At 55.0% G+C, this 19,761-nt stretch carries 14 protein-coding genes and 1 tRNA gene; 6 read left to right on the top strand and 9 right to left on the bottom strand.

Going from position 1 to position 19,761, the window contains the following annotated elements:
* The first annotated feature begins 55 nt into the window (after positions 1–55).
* The 6 genes from HNEAP_RS01830 (at position 56) to HNEAP_RS12445 (ending at position 9,800) form a co-directional block, all read left to right on the top strand.
* Positions 56–4,018 (top strand): DUF637 domain-containing protein, encoded by a 3,963-nt coding sequence (locus HNEAP_RS01830; RefSeq protein WP_155802510.1) that lies wholly within the window; start codon positions 56–58, stop codon positions 4,016–4,018.
* Entirely contained in the window at positions 4,015–4,260 is a 246-nt protein-coding gene (locus HNEAP_RS01825) for a hypothetical protein (protein WP_012823264.1), read from the top strand. The genes HNEAP_RS01830 and HNEAP_RS01825 overlap by 4 nt, the downstream gene beginning before the upstream one ends.
* Positions 4,261–4,263: 3 nt before the next feature.
* The gene (locus tag HNEAP_RS01820; protein ID WP_012823263.1) at positions 4,264–4,707 is read left to right on the top strand and encodes a hypothetical protein; all 444 of its coding nucleotides are present in this window, start codon (positions 4,264–4,266) and stop codon (positions 4,705–4,707) included.
* Positions 4,708–4,941: 234 nt separating this feature from the next.
* Entirely contained in the window at positions 4,942–6,615 is a 1,674-nt protein-coding gene (locus HNEAP_RS01815; RefSeq protein WP_012823262.1) for a DUF637 domain-containing protein, read from the top strand.
* Positions 6,616–6,991: 376 nt separating this feature from the next.
* Entirely contained in the window at positions 6,992–7,396 is a 405-nt protein-coding gene (locus HNEAP_RS01810) for a hypothetical protein (protein ID WP_012823261.1), read from the top strand.
* Positions 7,383–9,800 carry a relaxase/mobilization nuclease domain-containing protein gene (locus HNEAP_RS12445; protein WP_243726361.1) on the top strand — a complete coding sequence of 806 codons (2,418 nt, stop codon included), beginning with the start codon at positions 7,383–7,385 and terminating at the stop codon, positions 9,798–9,800. Before HNEAP_RS01810 ends, HNEAP_RS12445 begins: the two co-directional genes overlap by 14 nt.
* Positions 9,801–9,898: 98 nt before the next feature.
* Here HNEAP_RS12445 and HNEAP_RS12440 read toward each other — a convergent pair whose 3' ends face one another.
* From HNEAP_RS12440 to HNEAP_RS01755, 9 genes are all read right to left on the bottom strand, one after another.
* A complete protein-coding gene (locus HNEAP_RS12440; protein WP_081441173.1) occupies positions 9,899–10,069 on the bottom strand; it encodes a helix-turn-helix transcriptional regulator in 171 nt (56 codons plus the stop codon).
* 859 nt (positions 10,070–10,928) lie between these two features.
* Positions 10,929–11,018, bottom strand: a tRNA-Ser gene (locus HNEAP_RS01790).
* A gap of 67 nt (positions 11,019–11,085) precedes the next feature.
* Positions 11,086–12,285 carry an ammonium transporter gene (locus tag HNEAP_RS01785; protein WP_012823259.1) on the bottom strand — a complete coding sequence of 400 codons (1,200 nt, stop codon included), beginning with the start codon at positions 12,283–12,285 and terminating at the stop codon, positions 11,086–11,088.
* 76 nt (positions 12,286–12,361) lie between these two features.
* On the bottom strand, positions 12,362–12,577 hold the full coding sequence (gene csrA, locus HNEAP_RS01780; protein WP_012823258.1) for a carbon storage regulator CsrA: 216 nt from the start codon (positions 12,575–12,577) through the stop codon (positions 12,362–12,364).
* A 78-nt stretch (positions 12,578–12,655) separates the two neighbouring features.
* Positions 12,656–13,888, bottom strand: coding sequence for an aspartate kinase (locus HNEAP_RS01775; RefSeq protein ID WP_012823257.1), 1,233 nt, complete (start codon positions 13,886–13,888; stop codon positions 12,656–12,658).
* Positions 13,889–14,087: 199 nt separating this feature from the next.
* Positions 14,088–16,703 (bottom strand): alanine--tRNA ligase, encoded by a 2,616-nt coding sequence (gene alaS / locus HNEAP_RS01770; protein ID WP_041600556.1) that lies wholly within the window; start codon positions 16,701–16,703, stop codon positions 14,088–14,090.
* 173 nt (positions 16,704–16,876) lie between these two features.
* Positions 16,877–17,383, bottom strand: coding sequence for a regulatory protein RecX (locus HNEAP_RS01765; RefSeq protein ID WP_012823254.1), 507 nt, complete (start codon positions 17,381–17,383; stop codon positions 16,877–16,879).
* A gap of 15 nt (positions 17,384–17,398) precedes the next feature.
* Positions 17,399–18,448, bottom strand: a complete 1,050-nt coding sequence (gene recA / locus HNEAP_RS01760) for a recombinase RecA (protein WP_012823253.1) — start codon at positions 18,446–18,448, stop codon at positions 17,399–17,401.
* Positions 18,449–18,519: 71 nt separating this feature from the next.
* The gene (locus HNEAP_RS01755; protein ID WP_012823252.1) at positions 18,520–19,695 is read right to left on the bottom strand and encodes a pyridoxal phosphate-dependent aminotransferase; all 1,176 of its coding nucleotides are present in this window, start codon (positions 19,693–19,695) and stop codon (positions 18,520–18,522) included.
* Between the last annotated feature and the right edge of the window lie 66 nt (positions 19,696–19,761).

Below are 19,761 nucleotides of genomic sequence, written 5' to 3'. Positions count from 1 at the left end.
CGGTCGCCGCTTCCTCACCGGCTACAGCAGTGATGAAGCCCAATTCCAGGCCCTGATGAACGCCGGCGTGGCCTACGCCAAGCAATGGCACCTCATTCCCGGTGTCGCCCTGACCGCCGCACAGGTAGCACAACTTTCCAGCGACATGGTCTGGCTGGTCGCCAAGGACGTGCAACTGCCCAACGGTAAAACCGAACGCGTTCTGGTGCCACAGGTCTACGCGGCCTCCAACCCGAACGACCCCGGTAGTAACGGCAGCCTCATCAGCGCCAACCGCATTCAAACCCTGGGCCAAGGCACATGGACCAACAGCGGCACCATCGCCGGTCGCCAACTCGTGGCTGTGGGTGCTGATGACATCAATAACCTCGGTGGCAGGATCCTCGGCCAATCCGTATCGCTGTCTGCCCGCAATGACATCAATAACATTGGCGGCAGTATTGTCGCGGGCGATGCCCTCAGTTTGAATGCCGGACGCGACATCAATATCGTTTCCACTCACCAACACGTCAGCAATACGGTGGGCGCCAGCCAGTTCAGCCGCGATAGCATTTTGCAAACTGCCCAACTCAAGGTTCGCAACACCGACGGCATGTTACTCGCCTCGGCCGGACGCGACTTGGTGCTGACCGCCGCCAACGTTGATAACGCCGGTACCGGTACAACTGGATCAGAAGGCCCTGCTACTCAACTGCAAGCGGGCCACGATATTCGGCTCACCACCCTGACTACCGGTCAGGAAAACCGCGTCGTTTGGGATGCCGACAATCACGATACCCATGGCAACCAACAAGACGTCGGCACCCGCATCCACAGTGCGGGCGATCTCGCCATGATCGCGGGGAACGACATTCAGGCCAAGGCCGCCGGAATCCATAGCGATAACGGCACCTTGAACCTGCAAGCCGGTCACGACATTCAACTGACAGATGGCCAGAGCAGCACCCTCTGGGATGAAGCGCACAAGCTCAGCAGCAGTGGCCTATTCTCCAGCAGCACGAGCATCTCACGTGACAATGTCAGCGACAGCCGCAGCGTCGCCACCAAACTGAGCGGCCAGAGCGTGCAGCTCTCCGCCAACCACGACATCGCCCTTCAAGGCAGCCAAATCGATGCAAACGGTAACATCGCCCTGCTCGCAGGTGACAACATCTCCCTGTTGGCTGGTCGTAATCAGCACAGCGAAAGCCACTATCGCGAAGAACGCAAATCCGGCTTTACCACCAAGGGTTATGGCAAATCCCACACAATCGATACCGTGGACATGGCCTCCCTCCTAAACGATGGCAGTAGCCTGCACAGCACTCAAGGCAACATCACACTAGCAGCGAATCTGGCTGAACAAAACCAGGCCGATCAAGGTGCCGTGCTGATCGAAGGCAGCCAGGTCCACGCCGACCACGGACGGGTGGATGTCAGCGGCAAGCACGTTATTCTCTCCACCAGCGAAGACCAACAGCAATACAGCCACAGCCATCAAAGCACCCACAGTAACTGGGCTTTTATCACCGGCCTGCCTGATGGCATGCGCGACGGACTCGACACTCAGCAACAAACAATCACCGTCAACGGCAGCACGCTGCAGGGGCAGAAAGGGGTGGGTGCACAGGCCACCGGCCTGGTGGACATGACCGCCGCCCACCTCAAGGCCAGCCAGGGCGACATCGACATCAGTGGTGCTCAAGTCGCCATTCGCAGCGGCACCAATCAACAAGCCAGCAGCAGCCGTGAAACACACAAGAAATCCGGTATCAGTTGGCGTGATCTGACCGGCCTGTTCACACCCGGCAAGGGCGTGGGCTATGACGCCACCCTCGACAAGAAAAGCAGTAAAACCACCGTGGCCCATGCCACGCTGGAAGGTCAAAACATCCACATCCAGGCCAACCAAGGCGACCTCACCCTCGCAGCCGTTCAGGCCAAGGCCACCGGCACTTCTGAACCATCGGACGGATCGGACGGGCCGGTTCATTCGCCTGGGCAAATAAGCCTCAAGGCCGCAGGCAATATCAATCTCGCCAGCGTCAGTACCGAAAGCTACCAGCGGACCGATGAGAAGCATAAAGATAAAGCCTGGCAGGAAACCCACGGTGAAGGCAATTACGATCAGCAAACCCACTACAACCAACTAACCGCCGGACAGCTCGATCTTCAGGCCGGTGGCAGCATCACCGCCGACATGAGCGTGCGTGACAGCGCCGCCATGCTGGCCCAGTCACCCGACATGGCCTGGCTGCGCCAGTTGCAACAGAATCCGAAACTGGTCGGCAAGGTCGATTGGCAACAGATCGAAGAAGCCCATCAACATTGGGACTATAAACACCAGGGCCTGACCCCGGCGGCATCCGCCGTCGTGGCCCTGGTTGTTGCGTACTTCACGATGGGTGCCGGTTCGGCCATCGTCAATACGGCTGCTGGATCCACTACGGCTGCAGCCAGTGGCGCCGGTGCCGTCGCGGCAGGCATGACCCAGGCTGCGGTCAGCACCATGGCCAGCCAAGCGGCCGTCAGCTTCATCAATAACGGTGGTGACCTCAGCAAGACCCTGAACGATCTGGGCAGCAGCCAGAGCATGCGCCAACTGGCCACAGCCGTTGTCACCGCCGGGGTGCTTAGCAGTATTGGTCAAGTCACCTTCGGCGAAGGCAAGAATGCCTTCCGGCTGAACGATGTCAAGGTAAGCGATGGCCTGGTACCGAACATCGGCAAAAACCTGATCGACGGCGTTGCCCGAGCCACCGTCAACAGCGCCATCACCGGCACCGACCTTCAAACCAATATCCGCACCAATGTGGTGGCTGGCATCCTGGGTGCCGCCGAACAACAAGGTGCTAATTGGATCGGCAACCAGACCCTGCTGGGCGGGGACTTCAACACCAACGGCAACGTCAACGAATTCGCCCATGAATTCGCCCATGCCATCGTCGGTTGTGCCGCCGGAGTGGCCGGTGCCAGTGCATCGGGCAGTGGTGCCAGTACCGGTCAAGGTTGTAGTGCTGGAGCCTTGGGTGCCGTGGTGGGTGAACTATCCGCCCAATTCTATGGCGGTACCGATCCGAACCAGACCATCGCCTTCGCCCAGATGATGGGCGGCATCGCCGCTGCTGCGGCGGGGCTTGGTTCCGAAGGCGTTGCCATCGCCGCCAATACCGGTGCCAATGCGGCGCAGAACAACTACATGGCGCATTACGACACGTATGAAGCGGATCTGAAGGACTGTCAGCAGAATCCGGGCGGTGTGAACTGCGGTGCCATCTTAAGTTTGACCGAAGGTACGAACGCTCGTTATCTCGGTATGACCCAAGGCGGTTATCGGGTTGCGGCCAACATGGGTAAAGACGGCGCTGCAAGCTATACCGTCGTTAGCCCCAATGGCGAAATGATGGTGATGCAGCCAACCGAATGGGCCTACTTCTCCCAGATGACATCCGGACAGCAGGCGACGATATTTGCCGGATCACAATGGCAACTGGACCTGACTTCGGCAACCGAGTATGGTTTGGCAGGCGACACGACAGCCGCCATGGCAAACTATGCGCACATGCTGACCCAACCGGATTACTGGATTGGCATGGGGGCCGCGTTCCTACCTGCTGGTGTGTTGGGTCGGGCGGCGACCGCCACAGATGAGGCGGCCTTGCTTGGGCGAGGGGCGGCTGGCGATGCTACAAGGGGAATTCCGCGAAACAAGTCGTTGGTTCCATTCAACCCGCCCAATGACGGATTCCTTGGTGCACCGCTAGATTTCACACTTATACTAGGAACCAGAATAGATCGAATCGGATTTGATGGTGGGAGGTTTTTGTCACCCGCCGGGACACCAATTCCGATGCGTGCATTACGTCCTGGAACTGAAACGCGTCCGTTAAGAACCTTCGAAGTTATTAGGCCCCTGGATGTCCGTGCTGGTGAAATTGCACCAGCGTTCGGACAGCCCGGACTAGGCACACAATTCGTTACAGATCGACCGGTTCGGGATTTGCTCCGAGAAGGATTCTTAAGGAGCGTAGACCCATGAAGCTATTAGAGCTAGAGAAATACCTGAGTAAACTAAAACTGCACCCAGATGCCTATTCAATTGGTATCGGTCTCCCGGAGGCAGACGAAACGTATTGCATAGTGAATGAAGACGGATTATGGCGCATTTATTACGCTGAGCGAGGGCAGAGAGGTGATATGCGTGAGTATGACAGCGAAGACGAGGCTTGTAATGCATTCATTGAGCTGTTGAAGAGTGACAAATCTGTGTGGCTACGCTAGCGAATGTCTAATTTTTCTAAATTGCAGGCTATCGTTAATGGCTTCAATTTCAAGAAAGGTGATTACGTTGGTGCGGAGGATCAGCTTTCAAGATTTGCTGAAAGCTATGCTCAGCTTAGCCTGGAGGATGCTGAGCTGCTACGAAGTAAATTTGATTCAAAGGATCGACTTGGATGGCTCAGGATAGCATCAACTCTTTTTGTTAAGGGGTTTGCAGATGCGGATTCTATGGAGAAAGAAAAACTATGCAGGATATTTTTCGCGTTGTATAGCTTTGAAAATCTAGAATTTGGTTTTGATGGTGCGATGGATGTGATTTCTGTTTCAGATCAAAGAAAAGCCATGCTGGCATGGCTAAAAGGAATTGGAAGCAATTTAGCGAACTCACTAGTAATGATGCCGCAAAAAACAATTTGGAAAATAAGATATTCATTACCAAATGAATAATTTGGATCAGAAATAACTGGGGTCAGGATAAAATTAATGAGGGTGTTCACAAGATCAATAGAAGATCAATAGGGTCAGAGTCATTGATTGCCTTTTTCCAGCGCACGAAAATATAAATTCATAAAAGGCCGCATGCTTTCTGAAGAACCTCCAAGGATGGAGGCTAAATAATTGGGTTCAGAATAAAATTAACGCCTCTGAAACTTGATTCTCTCCAAGGAAGGAGGCTTGCAAATGTTAATCGAACCAAGGATCGATCTGCTGCCCGGGTTGCCATCCGAAGCAAAACCCGGCAAGCCCTCGAATCGAACGATGGGGGCGCTCCTCACGATCGGGCTGGTCTTCGCCTGGTTCTCCAGCCAGGGCCACATGACCGCCGGGCACATCCAGGCCAACCAAGGCGACCTCACCCTCGCAGCCGTTCAGGCCAAGGCCACCGGCACTTCTGAACCATCGGACGGATCGGACGGGCCGGTTCATTCGCCTGGGCAAATAAGCCTCAAGGCCGCAGGCAATATCAATCTCGCCAGCGTCAGTACCGAAAGCTACCAGCGGACCGATGAGAAGCATAAAGATAAAGCCTGGCAGGAAACCCACGGTGAAGGCAATTACGATCAGCAAACCCACTACAACCAACTAACCGCCGGACAGCTCGATCTTCAGGCCGGTGGCAGCATCACCGCCGACATGAGCGTGCGTGACAGCGCCGCCATGCTGGCCCAGTCACCCGACATGGCCTGGCTGCGCCAGTTGCAACAGAATCCGAAACTGGTCGGCAAGGTCGATTGGCAACAGATCGAAGAAGCCCATCAACATTGGGACTATAAACACCAGGGCCTGACCCCGGCGGCATCCGCCGTCGTGGCCCTGGTTGTTGCGTACTTCACGATGGGTGCCGGTTCGGCCATCGTCAATACGGCTGCTGGATCCACTACGGCTGCAGCCAGTGGCGCCGGTGCCGTCGCGGCAGGCATGACCCAGGCTGCGGTCAGCACCATGGCCAGCCAAGCGGCCGTCAGCTTCATCAATAACGGTGGTGACCTCAGCAAGACCCTGAACGATCTGGGCAGCAGCCAGAGCATGCGCCAACTGGCCACAGCAGTTGTCACCGCCGGGGTGCTTAGCAGTATTGGTCAAGTCACCTTCGGCGAAGGCAAGAATGCCTTCCGGCTGAACGATGTCAAGGTAAGCGATGGCCTGGTACCGAACATCGGCAAAAACCTGATCGACGGCGTTGCCCGAGCCACCGTCAACAGCGCCATCACCGGCACCGACCTTCAAACCAATATCCGCACCAATGTGGTGGCTGGCATCCTGGGTGCCGCCGAACAACAAGGTGCTAATTGGATCGGCAACCAGACCCTGCTGGGCGGGGACTTCAACACCAACGGCAACGTCAACGAATTCGCCCATGAATTCGCCCATGCCATCGTCGGTTGTGCCGCCGGAGTGGCCGGTGCCAGTGCATCGGGCAGTGGTGCCAGTACCGGTCAAGGTTGTAGTGCTGGAGCCTTGGGTGCCGTGGTGGGTGAACTATCCGCCCAATTCTATGGCGGTACCGATCCGAACCAGACCATCGCCTTCGCCCAGATGATGGGCGGCATCGCCGCTGCTGCGGCGGGGCTTGGTTCCGAAGGCGTTGCCATCGCCGCCAATACCGGTGCCAATGCGGCGCAGAACAACTACATGGCGCATTACGACACGTATGAAGCGGATCTGAAGGACTGTCAGCAGAATCCGGGCGGTGTGAACTGCGGTGCCATCTTAAGTCTGACCGAACCCACATCAGTCCAAACCCACCAGACCCTTTCCCCGCTGGCTCAATGTGCGCAAGCACACCGCCTGAGCGGTCGGCACGAGCGAAGCGATTTGCCGAGTAGGGATTTTGCCTCATCATTCGATATTTAAATAATAATCTGCACTCAATGACGGTTGATTATCGCTTGATGTTTGTGCGAATTAGTCCCGGCTTGTCTTATAATGTTTTTCTGATTTATCCCGGTTTTTTAATCTCGGTTTTTCTGCTTATCCTGATTATATCGAAAGTCGTTTCTTGTGGCTTTTGCGTTAATCGGAGTAATGCGCATTAACATAATAATTGGGGTAATTCTTAAACTTTTGGGTAAGGAGCAAGGTGTAATTCAGCTTGCGCCGAATTCAACCCTTCGGTCGCTACCGCTCCCTTCGCCCCCGTTCGCTGACGCTCAGGGGGTTGCTTCGCCCCTTCCGACCACGCCCCCCGGGGCTGTCGGTTCTGCGGTTTCTGCCTGTTGGGTGGTCTGCAATGAAACCCATTGATCAGAGCCGAACCAGCCGCCGCCCTCGCCGGGGTCATGCCTTGCCCGAAACGGAACGTCGCCGCCATGCCGTGATGCTCCGCGTTAATGATGCTGAGCTGGCCGAAATTGATGCTCGCCGAGGCATTTATGATCGTGGTGAGTTTTTGCGCATGGCGCTGTTTGGGATGACACAAGCTCGACCTAGACCAGCAATGGTTATCCCGACATTGAACCAAAGTGCATGGCTTGAGCTATCCCGCTCGGCTTCCAATCTGAACCAGTTTGCCCGTCATCTGAATGAAGCCGGTATTCAACTGGGTGACCTGCCACAAATCATCATCCTGCTGAATCAATTCCGTGATGCCTTGATCGGTGTCCGGCTGACCGAGGATATGGATGATGAAAGCTAAGATCACGCGGGGCATGGGGTTTCGTGGGGTGCTGGACTATGCGCTGGATACCGGCAACCAGAAGGGTAAGAACCCGGAGATTGTTGGCGGTACTTTGACAGTGGGGAATGCCAGAGCCATGTCGGCCCAGTTTGCCGTCACCCGACGCCTTAGGCCAGATATCAAGGCGCCGGTATGGCACGCCTCTTTGGCATTGCCAATAGGTGAGCGGCTGTCCTCGGATAAATGGTCATCCATTGCCGATGAATTCATGCAAGCGATGGGATTCCCATCTGATTCCCTGTACACGGTCATCCGACACAACGATACCCAATACGACCACGTTCACATCATCGCCAGCCGGATTAGCTTGTCCGGCGCACTCTGGCACGGGCAGTGGGAAGTCTATCGAGCAATCAAGGCCACCCAAACACTGGAGCGTATTCATGACCTCATCCTGACCCCGGGTTTGGGTGAACCCAAAGATGAAAAGAGCCTGACGAAGAACGAAATCGAAATGGCCCTTTGTACGGGCGAGGAACCACCACGCCAACGGCTTCAGCGACTGGTTAAGGAAGCAGCCCAAGGCAGGCCAACCGCTGTCATGTTTGCCGAGCGGCTGGCACTTGCTGGGGTGGGTGTGCGTTTTCAGATTCAAAAAACCGGCATTACCGGCGTGAGCTATGAGATTGATGGCATTGCGTTTAAGGGTCAATCGCTGGGTGATGCCTACAAATGGTCAAAATTCTCAAAAAAACAGGCGGTCAGTTATGAGCAAGCTCGAGATAGTGAAGGCATTAGACAATTCACTACCGCAATTGCAGATCGTGCACGCGGTGACAAGCTTGGAGACTCAAGTACACACCTTGAAAACGATACTGGAATCGCTACCACAAACCATAGAGGAGCAGACGACCCAAGCACTGGAACCCCTGACCTCGTTGAGGGCGGAAGTAACACAAGTCCTGATCGCTTACGACACAGTGACAGCAGCGCAGCGCCAGGCACTGGACGAGCTGACGCTGGAGATGACCGCCAAAGCAGCGCAGGCATTCGAGCAGAAGGTGGCGAAGCTGAATCAGACCATCTCGACTTTGTCGCAGCATCTGCCGGAACTGAGATCAAACATCGACAAGATGACGAAAACCGCCCACCTGATCGAATCGACACCCCAGAAACTCGCAGAATCACAAGCGCAAATGATTACAGCGGCAGAGGAACTGACGCAGACGGCACAACGGATGCGGCCACAAAGGTGGAAAACAGCACTGGGGCTGATTCTGGTCGGGATGGTCAGCGCAGCGGCAGTTCTGATTGGTCAAGGCGTTTTCGAGAAGCTAGTGCCGCCAAGCGCCGTACAGCAGAACGCGGCATGGGCGGATCGCGTTTGGGCGAACGCAACGCCAGAAGAGCAAGCGTTGCTGACGAAGATCGTCAATCGGCCCGCGAAATAGACCCAAGCTCATATCTTAAGACCATGGGCTTCGCCGTTAAGAAACAAGGACGGCATGTAAGCGTCAGCCTGAATGGGGATGAAACCTATCGCGGCACCCTCAAGCCAGATGGCCATTTTGTTTGGTGTGATCGGTATGAAAATGGCATTGGTCACAATATTGATCTGGTCAATGAGATTGAGCCCGGTTCGGGATACGCCACCGCTGTCTATCGGCTACTGGGGGCACCAAGCGTCAACCCAAACCTTCAACGAGCCGCACCCAAACGACAACCGCCACGGCTGCCCGAGCAGGCAGTGGCCAATCGGTTAAGTGGACGAGCTTATCTGGGCAATGAACGGGGCATCAGCAAGGATACCCTCGATCACGCTGAAGCTTGCGGGATGCTGCGCTATGCGGATGGTGGCGTTCTGTTCGTTGGTTATGATGCAAAAGGCACGCCGCAAAGCATTACCCGCCGAGCAACGGAACTGGCTGACCCTATCCAGAAGCGCGATTTTGCTCGATCCGATAAAAGCTATGCCCCCATCCTCAGCGGCGACCCGTCAACTGTTTGGATTGTTGAGGGTGGGGTTGATGCGTTAGCTCTACATGACTTGGCCAAGCGTCAGGAACAACCATCGCCGACAGTGATTGTCAGTGGTGGTGCGAATGTGCGCAGCTTTTTGGACAATCCCTTTATTCAAATGATCATCAGAGCAGCGAAACGCATTTTCATCGCGATGGAGCGTGAAAAAGACGCAGCAACGCAGGCGAAAACCGACGCAGCCCATGAGCAGCAAGCGCAACGAGTCGAGGAAATAACCGGCATCAGGCCATTAATTTGGCAACCCAAGAAGGACAAAGATCTCGCAGATATGAACCACAGACAACAGAAGCCGCAGCCAGTGCGATTGATGAGGGATGCGATCAAGCAGAGCACAGTCAAATTGCCATCAACCGTGATGAAAGATGATTTTACGCAAGGATAAACAAGCAAAAAAGCGCAATAGCCCCCGCCATAGTGGCTATTGCGCTTCATATGCCTTTCTTACCCAGCACCACAAATAGGATGCTGGGTATACTCGACTTAAGATCGCTCATCCAACCATTTTTGAACCGCCGATCTTCGCCAACCAACCGCCCGGGCACCGATTTTGATCGGTGGCGGGAAAATCCCCGCATTGACCCACAAATAAACGCTGGACCTTGATGCACCGCAAATCCGTAATACCTCGCGAAGCCGCAAAATGCTGTCCATTTCTGTCGTTGAATTGTTTGTGTGAACCATAGCTAAAACACCCCTATTTTTAAGTTAAAAAGTGAGGCGGTCGCAAACAAAAAACCGATACCGCGAATTGCATAGCGAACTGCAAACGCGTAAACTAGGCTACAAGTGTTCAAGCACTTGCGGAGTGTCAACCGGCTAAATGACAATGAGCTACAAGACTCTTTCCGACCACCTCGTGTGCGTTGGAGATCAGCCCGCTGAGGTATTCCACTACCATGGCGGGCTTTTCTTTTAATCAAAGAAAACTCCGAACACATAATTATTTTATCATAATCGCTCGTTTCTAAATAATTTGCGCCAATGTTTTTTATTTATTTTTTATTTTAATAATAGATTTGTGGTTATTTTCTTGGTTATTTATTTAATTAAAAACACAGATAAGTTAACGCGAGATGCTTTTACATCTTTTTAATGGTGGTTTTCGACTACATAAAAAGCGCACTAAAATCATCAAGGGGTTACAAAATAAACCCATGCCTCTTGTCATACAGTAGAGAAAAAACCATCGGCGTGGTGCGCGCTTTGCTGCCGGACAATCATCCAGTACCGGAGCGAAAGCTCTTAAAGCCGTAAAGTTTTCAGAGCCGGTAGGCGCCCTGCATTGCCAAAAAGGTCGCAGAGCAGTATGTTCGGCAGAGAGTTTGCAAAGAGGGAGGAATCCCCCACCAAACCCATTCAATTCGTCTACCGGAACTGCCAGCAATCAGAATGGATGTTAGGAATGAATCGCCCACCTCTACGTGCGCGAACAAAAAGGGGGCTAAAGTGGGGGCGGCGAAGACGCTAAAAACAAAAAAACCCATGAAATCATGGGCTTAATTAGCATTGGTGGCGGAGAAAGAGGGATTCGAACCCTCGATAGAGTTTCCCCTATACACCCTTAGCAGGGGTGCGCCTTCAGCCACTCGGCCATTTCTCCACGGGCGTGCATTCTATCGGCTAAGCGCCTTGGGCGCAACGGGATTTGTGGTGGATTGGCTTTTGAGCTAATCGTACTTCGGGGTGGCGGAAATACGGTGAACAGTCAAATCCGCACCCTCGTACTCCTGTTCTTCGGTCAGTCGAATGCCAATGAAAAGCTTAAGCATGCCGTAAATGACGAAACCGGCGCCCAGGGCCACTGCAATTGCCACGGCGCTTCCGATAAATTGCGAGATGAAACTCACACCACCAACGCCGCCCAGGGCTTTAAGACCGAATATACCTGCCGCAAGAGCGCCCCAAAGTCCGCAAACGCCGTGCAGTGACCAGACACCAAGCACGTCGTCGATTTTCAGCCGATTCTGCACGAAGGTGAACAACCAGACGAACAAACCGCCAGCGATCAATCCCGTGACCAATGCGCCTACAGGGTGCATGACATCCGAACCCGCACACACGGCGACCAAACCAGCTAACGGGCCGTTGTGCAAAAATCCCGGATCGTTCCGCCCAACCACAAGCGCTGAGAGAATGCCGCCCACCATGGCCATAAGCGAATTGACGGCGACCAGCCCCGATATGCCGGCAATATTCTGCGCGGACATGACGTTGAAGCCGAACCAACCCACGGCCAGTATCCATGAACCTAATGCGAGGAAGGGAATGTTGGAAGGCGGATGGGCGAATATTTCACCATTCTTGCCATAGCGGCCATGCCGCGGGCCGAGAAGCAGCACCGCCGCAATTGCGATCCAGCCGCCCATGCCGTGCACCACCATGGAACCGGCATAATCGTGGAATGCCGCGCCAAACTGGTGGGTCAGCCAGGCTTGAAAGCCGAAGTTGCCATTCCAGATCAGGCCCTCATAAAAAGGGTAGACGAGCGAGACCAGAAGGAATGTTGCCGCAAGCTGCGGATAAAAACGGGCACGTTCGGCAATGCCGCCCGAAATGATGGCGGGAATGGCGGCAGCGAAGGTCAAAAGGAAGAAGAATTTGACCAGTTCATGACCATGGTCTGCCGTTAATTGGCTCGCCGATGACCAGAAATCGATGTGGTAGGCGACAAAATAGCCAATGAAGAAATAGGCGATCGCGGATACGGCAAAGTCAGCCATTATTTTGGCCAAGGCATTGACCTGATTTTTGCGGCGTACGGTGCCCACTTCGAGAAAAGCAAAACCGGCATGCATTGCCAGGACCATAATCGCACCGGATAGCACGAATAACACATCGACGGCACTGACAAGCGACGCAGTTTCCATGAATAAACCTATTGCAGAATCTTGAAAGCAGAAAGCCGACTCGATTGTCGGCTTTGTTCATTTAGGGTGGGCGGAATTATTCTTCCACAGAGGACTGCTGACCTGAGACGCCATCTTCCTGACTATGCCCCTCGTTTTTAATCCGCTGATAGATTTCCTCTCGGTGCACAGACACGTCTTTTGGCGCGTCAATACCAATTCGAACCTGATTGCCCTTGATACCGAGAACAGTGATGGAAACTTCATCACCGACCCGCAAAACTTCCCCAATGCGACGCGTTAATATCAACATGAGTCAACACTCCTTATTTCGAGAACATCCGCTAACAGGGCGACGTCCGAATATATAAATTTTTGTTCTTTGTTTAATTTAGCCGATCAAGGCACTTGGTGCATCCAATTCAAACGCATCATGCAACGTACGTACCGCCAACTCGAGGTATTTGTCATCGACAACGACTGAAATCTTGATTTCTGACGTCGAGATCATGCGAATATTGATTTTTTCGTCTGCAAGCACTTTGAACATTTTCGCAGCAATGCCGGCATGGGAGCGCATTCCGACCCCAACCACCGAAACTTTGACGATTTTAGGATTACCCGAAACTTCGCGCGCGCCCAATGCTTCTGCCTGCACACGGACAATGTCCAGCGTCTTTTCGTAATCCACATGCTGCACGGTAAAAGTAAAATCGGTGGTGTTATCCGCGCCCATATTCTGCAAAATCATGTCGACTTCGATATTGGCCTCGGCCACAGGCCCCAAAATAGCATAGGCAATACCTGGGCTATCTGGTACGCCTTTAACCGTCAGTTGAGCCTCATCACGATTGAAGGCGATACCCGAAATCACGGCCTGTTCCACAACGTCATCCTCCATCGTAATCAGTGTCCCGGCGCCATCAGAAAAAGACGACAGCACCCGCAATGGGACATTATATTTTCCGGCAAATTCCACAGAGCGGATTTGCAGCACCTTAGATCCGGAGCTGGCCATCTCCAGCATTTCTTCGAACGTGATGCGGTCGAGGCGGCGGGCGCGCGGCTCGACGCGAGGATCGGTGGTGTAGACGCCATCAACATCGGTATAAATCTGGCATTCATCGGCATTCAATGCGGCGGCAATGGCTACGGCAGAGGTATCGGAACCGCCACGTCCCAACGTGGTGATATCGCCCTTTTCATTAACACCCTGGAAACCGGCAACCACCACCACACGCCCGGCAGCGAGATCACCCATTACCGCTTGAGTATCGATTGATTGAATGCGCGCCTTGTTGAAGGCGCTGTTCGTCGTTATTTTCACTTGCGCGCCGGTGTACGAACGAGCGTCTTGACCGCGCTGCAGCAACGCCATAGAAAGCAATGCCGTCGTCACTTGCTCCCCCGTGGAAACAAGTGCGTCCAACTCGCGCTCGTTAGGTCGGGCTTGAAGCTGCTTGGCCAGATCAAGCAGGCGGTTGGTTTCGCCACTCATCGCCGAAACAACAACCACGACATCATGACCCGCTCGGCATGTACGAATGACCCGGTCAGCAACAGCACCGATGCGCTCTACACTTCCGACAGAAGTGCCACCATATTTTTGGACGATTAAAGCCATGAACGTACCGTTCGCTTCCCTTAGGCAGTTTGTTAGAAGCGGCTATTCGATCCGCTTCTAAAAATTATAAATAGCCTTTCATTCTAACCAAATCGGCGGTCAACTGCACGCATCAAGTTGTAACAAGAGCGGTCAGCTCTTCATTAGAGGAAAGCGATCGCATGAGAGCCGAAGCCAATAATGCCCATGGCAGAAACAATTAACTCAACTGCTTCTTCATCCAGGCACGAGCAGCTTCCATCGCCGCCGGCAATTGTGCAGAATCCGGACCACCCGCCTGGGCCATGTCCGGGCGCCCACCGCCCTTTCCGCCCACGATCTGAGCGGCAACATTGACCCAGTCACCTGCTTTGATGCGTCCGGTGAGGTCTTTGCTGACACCTGCAATCAGACGAACCTTTCCATCCTCGACGCTCGCCAGCATTACGGCGGAAGTACCCAACTTGTTCTTGAGTTGATCCACCGTGTCCCGCAAGGTATTGACATCAGCATCAGGCAACTCGGCAACCAGATAGTTCACATCGCCCATTGCCACGGCGGTGGTCAGTAAATCGCCCCCCGCCTCTGCGGCCTGCTTGGCTTTGATTTCGGCCAGTTCTCGCTCGAGTTGCCGCGCTCGTTCGATCACCTGACTGACGCGACTGACCGCATCCTGACGCGAGCCGCGCACCATGCTCGCAATTTCGGCCAAGGCGTCATCGGTCTGTTCCAACACGGCAAGCGCGGAAGCACCCGTGACTGCCTCGATCCGGCGAACACCCGAGGCCACACCGCTTTCGCTAACAATCTTGATCAAGCCGATATCGCCGCCGCGACGCGCATGCGTGCCGCCACACAGTTCCATTGAAAATGGCCCCATGGTGACAACCCGCACCACATCGCCATATTTTTCACCGAATAGCGCCATAGCACCGGCCGCACGCGCTTCGTCGACGGGCATTTCACGCGTTTCAACCGAATGGTTCTCGCGAATCTGCGCATTGACGATACGTTCGATTTCACGCAACTGGGCGTCGGTAATCGGCTCGGATTGAGAAAAATCGAACCGCAACGATTCGGCACCGACACGCGAGCCTTTCTGGTGGACATGGGTGCCAAGCACCTGACGCAACGCGGCGTGCAACAAATGCGTGGCAGAGTGATTCAGCCGAATGCTGTGACGACGTTCGACATCAATTTGGGCATCAGCCACGTCGCCGAGTGCAACACGCCCCTCGATCACCTCACCCAGGTGCAGGAAATTCGCACCCTGCTTCTGGGTATCCGTCACCACAAAACGCCCACCTGCCGTGGTAATGACGCCGGTGTCGCCTACCTGACCGCCGGACTCGGCATAAAAAGGCGTGTGATCGAGCACCAGCGCGCCCGACTGCCCGGCTTCAAGCACATCGATCTGCTCGCCATCGTGCACGATAGCGATCAGTGCGCCCTGCGCCTTATCTTGCGCGTAGCCTTCAAAGCAGGTCGGTGTTTCGATTTCCAGCACGTGTGTTTGCTGGGCGAACTGGCTGGCCGCCCGTGATTGCGCCCGCCGCTCGGCCATCGCGTGTTCAAAGCCGGATTCATCCAGAACCAGCCCGCGTTCGCGGGCAATGTCGGCAGTCAAATCGAATGGGAAACCGTGGGTGTCATAGAGTTTGAATACCACCTCACCCGGAATGGTGCCCCCCGGCGTCATATCGGCCAGTTCGGTTTCCAGAACCTGCATCCCGGATGCCAGAGTCTGCAGGAACCGCTCCTCTTCCTGACGCAGCACACGTGCCACTTCAGCCTGAGCATTTGCCAATTCGGAATAAGCCGGCCCCATCACCTCAACCAGAGGCGCAACCAATCGGTAGAAAAACGGTTCGTCCACGCCAAGCTTGTGCCCGTGACGCGCGGCCCGGCGGATGATTCGGCGCAGAACGTAGTCACGCCCCTCATTGCCGGGACGAACGCCATCGACGATCAAGAAGGCACAGGATCGAATATGATCCGCCAAGACTTTGAGGGAACTCGACTTCTGGTCGGCCGCGCCCGTCACGGCCTGCGCTGCGGTAATCAGATGGCGGAAGATATCGATGTCGTAATTACTGTGTCCGCCCTGCAAAATTGCCGCCAGACGCTCGATACCCATGCCGGTATCCACGGATGGTTTCGGCAAGGGATGAAGCTGACCATCGACCGTCCGATCGTATTGCATGAACACGATGTTCCAGATTTCGATAAAGCGGTCGCCGTCTTCATCGGCAGAGCCCGGTGGGCCACCGGGGATGTGCGCGCCGTGGTCATAGAAAATTTCGGTGCATGGTCCGCACGGGCCGGTATCACCCATCTGCCAGAAGTTATCGGAACCACCGCTGGGCTTATCGCCGATCCGCAGAACCTTTTCTTCCGGCAAGCCGATTTCATCACGCCAAATGGCGTAGGCCTCGTCATCGGTTTGATAGACGGTCACGAGCAGGCGATCGGCAGGCAGCTTCAATACTTGAGTGAGAAAATCCCAGCCATAGCGAATAGCCTCGGGCTTGAAGTAATCCCCAAAGCTGAAATTACCCAGCATCTCGAAGAATGTGTGATGCCGCGCGGTATAACCCACATTTTCGAGATCGTTGTGCTTACCACCGGCGCGCACGCAACGTTGACAAGAGACAGCGCGCGGATTCGCCCGATGTTCCAGCCCCAGGAACGCATCCTTGAACTGGACCATACCGGCATTCGTGAACAGCAGGGTGGGGTCGTGAGCAGGAATAAGCGAGGAAGACGGCACAATCTCGTGCCCTCGCTGGTTAAAAAATTCCAGGAAAGCAGTGCGCAACTCAGCAGTGGTTTTCATCATAAATGTCACGAAATCAAAAAGTAAAACGGTGTTGAGCGCGAGTGTAACGGAAAGCGGTGATAAGTCGATGACCCATCGTGGCGGTTACAGCGAAAACCGCTTCCAAAGAAGATATCCGCCATGCGGCCACCGGAATCTGGCGGTCGGCTTTCCAGCCACAAAAGCAGTAATTAAAAGGCATCATCCATGCCCTCGGCATCACGCCATTGCCCGCTGGCTATTCGCGATTGCTCGGGCGTAAAACCACGCGACAGAAGATGTCGATAACGGCGCAATTGGTCATCATGCCCATCGGGAGCAGCATGATAGTGCCGGTGGATCTGCCTTTTTGCACAGGCCAACCAATCGATATCGGCTTCATCCAGCGCGGTCTGGATCACGGCACGCGCAACCCCGCGCTGACCGAGTTCGGCACGGATGGACTCACGCCCATAGCCGCGCTCGACCCTCATCCGTACATAAGCTTCTGCATAACGAGCATCCGACTGCCAGCCCTGCTCGGCCAATCGGCTGATCACATCATCGATGACTAGGGAATCAAAACCGCGCTGCGACAGCTTTCGCTGCAATTCGAACGCACTATGCTCACGGCGGGCCAGCAAGCCCACCGCCACTTTCTCGATTTTGGCGGCGTCGGTTTTATCCTCTTGTGCCTTCGCCTGCCAATGCCAAGCCAAAACGTGACCGCTGGATTAGTCTTCGAGCACCGCTGAGGACTCATCATCCTCGGAGGCACGCACCGCTACTTTGCCCGTCGACGCCAGCATCGAGGCCCTCAACTTGGCTTCGATATCATCTGCCAATTCGGGGTGCTCGACAAAATACTGCCGGGCGTTGTCCTTCCCCTGCCCCAACCGGATGTCACCGCAGGAATACCACGCGCCCGCTTTCTGGATCAGGCCATGCGTGGTAGCCATATCGATCAACTCCATCAGGCGGGAAATACCTTCTCCGTAGAGAATGTCCACATCAACCACCTTGAACGGGGGCGCCATTTTATTTTTCACGACCTTGATCCGGGTCTGGTTCCCGATGATCTCTTCGCCCTTCTTGACCGCACCGACGCGACGGATATCCAAGCGAACGGAAGCGTAAAACTTCAAGGCATTGCCGCCGGTTGTCGTCTCGGGGCTGCCATAACTGACGCCGATCTTCATCCGGATCTGGTTGATGAAGATGACCATGCAGTTCGTGCGTTTGATGTTGCCGGTCAACTTGCGCAATGCCTGACTCATCAAACGCGCCTGCAAACCAACGTGGGCATCGCCCATCTCGCCTTCAATCTCGGCCTTGGGGACCAAGGCGGCGACGGAATCAACCACGACAACGTCGACTGCGCCGGAACGCACCAGCATATCGGTGATCTCCAGTGCCTGCTCGCCCGTATCCGGCTGGCTGACCAGCAGATCATCTACGTTTACACCCAGCTTCTGGGCATAGGTGGGATCCAGTGCGTGCTCCGCATCCACGAAGGCGCATACGCCGCCGGTTTTTTGCGCCTGGGCAATCACCTGCAGTGTCAGTGTCGTTTTACCCGAGGATTCAGGACCATAAATTTCCACTACTCGGCCGCGTGGCAAACCACCAATACCAAGAGCGGCATCCAGTGCGATCGATCCGGTACTGACGACCGGCACATCGACACCAGCCGTGTCGTTCATCCGCATCACGGCCCCTTTACCGAACTGTCGCTCGATCTGACTTAATGCCGCCGTCAGCGCTTTCTTACGATTTTCGTCCATGGGGAATACCTATTTATTGGTTTGCGTTACAAAGTCTAAAAAATCGGAGGCAACTGATGACGAGCCTATGCTCAACCCATCACATCAGCCATTCGGCGAAGCGCCTCATCCAATGCCCCCATACTGGTGGCATAGCTCAGGCGGATATGGCCCGGAGCGCCAAATGCAGTTCCCGGCACTACCGCCACGCCAGCCTTTTCAAGCAACATTTCGCTCAAGGCCACGTCATCCTTCAACCCCAAACGGGCGATCACCGCGCTCACATCAGGGAAGCTGTAAAACGCGCCTTGGCTCGGCAGACAGACCACATCGGGCATCTCATTGAGCCGACCGACTACGAAATCGTGCCGTGTCCGGAAGGAATGGACCATGGCCCGAATTTCGGACTGATCACCCTCGATGGCTGCTTGCGCGGCCACCTGCGCGATCGAGCAGGCGCCGGAGGTGCTTTGCGACTGAATCACGTTCATCGCCTTGATGATATCGGCAGGGCCTGCCGCATAACCGATTCGCCAACCCGTCATTGCATAGGCTTTGCTTACCCCGTTGAGCACGACCGTTCGCGCCTTCAGGTCCGGCGCAACCATGGCAATGTTCGAAAAGGACTCATCGGCCCAGAGGATTTTTTCGTACATGTCGTCGGTCGCGATCAGCAGCTTGGGGTGCGCGCGCAAAACCTTGGCCATGGCCGCCCAATCATCCCGCGTATACGCGACACCGGTTGGATTGGAGGGACTGTTCAGCATGACGATCCGGGTCTTGTCGGTGATCGCTGCTTCCAATTGGGCAGGCGAAACCTTGAATCCCTGATTTTGCCCGGCAAGCACAATGACCGGCTCACCACCCGCCAGCAGCACCATATCCGGGTAGGAAACCCAGTAAGGCGCCACAATAATGACTTCATCCCCCGGGTTCAGCAGCGCCTGAAACAGATTGTAGATGCTTTGCTTGCCGCCTGTGGACACAATGATCTCGTTCGGCGCGTAGTCCAACCCCTGATCATCACGCAGACGCTTGGCGATGGCTTGACGCAGACTCAGTATCCCCTCGACAGCGGTATAGCGGGTAAAACCGGCATTGATCGCATCGATGGCGGCCGCACGAATGGGCTCAGGGGTATCGAAATCCGGCTCACCGGCACCGAGACTGATAATGTCTCGCCCTTGGGCCTTCAATTCAGCTGCTTTCGCGGTAACAGCCAATGTCGGTGAGGGACGTACGCGGCGAACCCGGTCTGAAAAGATCATGATCGCAAAAAGCTCCTGAACAACGATCGCCTAAACAAATGCGGCGCAACCACGCACAAATTCATG

Source organism: Halothiobacillus neapolitanus c2 (assembly GCF_000024765.1).
In the GTDB taxonomy this organism is placed as follows: Bacteria; Pseudomonadota; Gammaproteobacteria; order Halothiobacillales; family Halothiobacillaceae; genus Halothiobacillus; species Halothiobacillus neapolitanus.
This window is presented reverse-complemented; position numbering and strand designations above follow the sequence as displayed.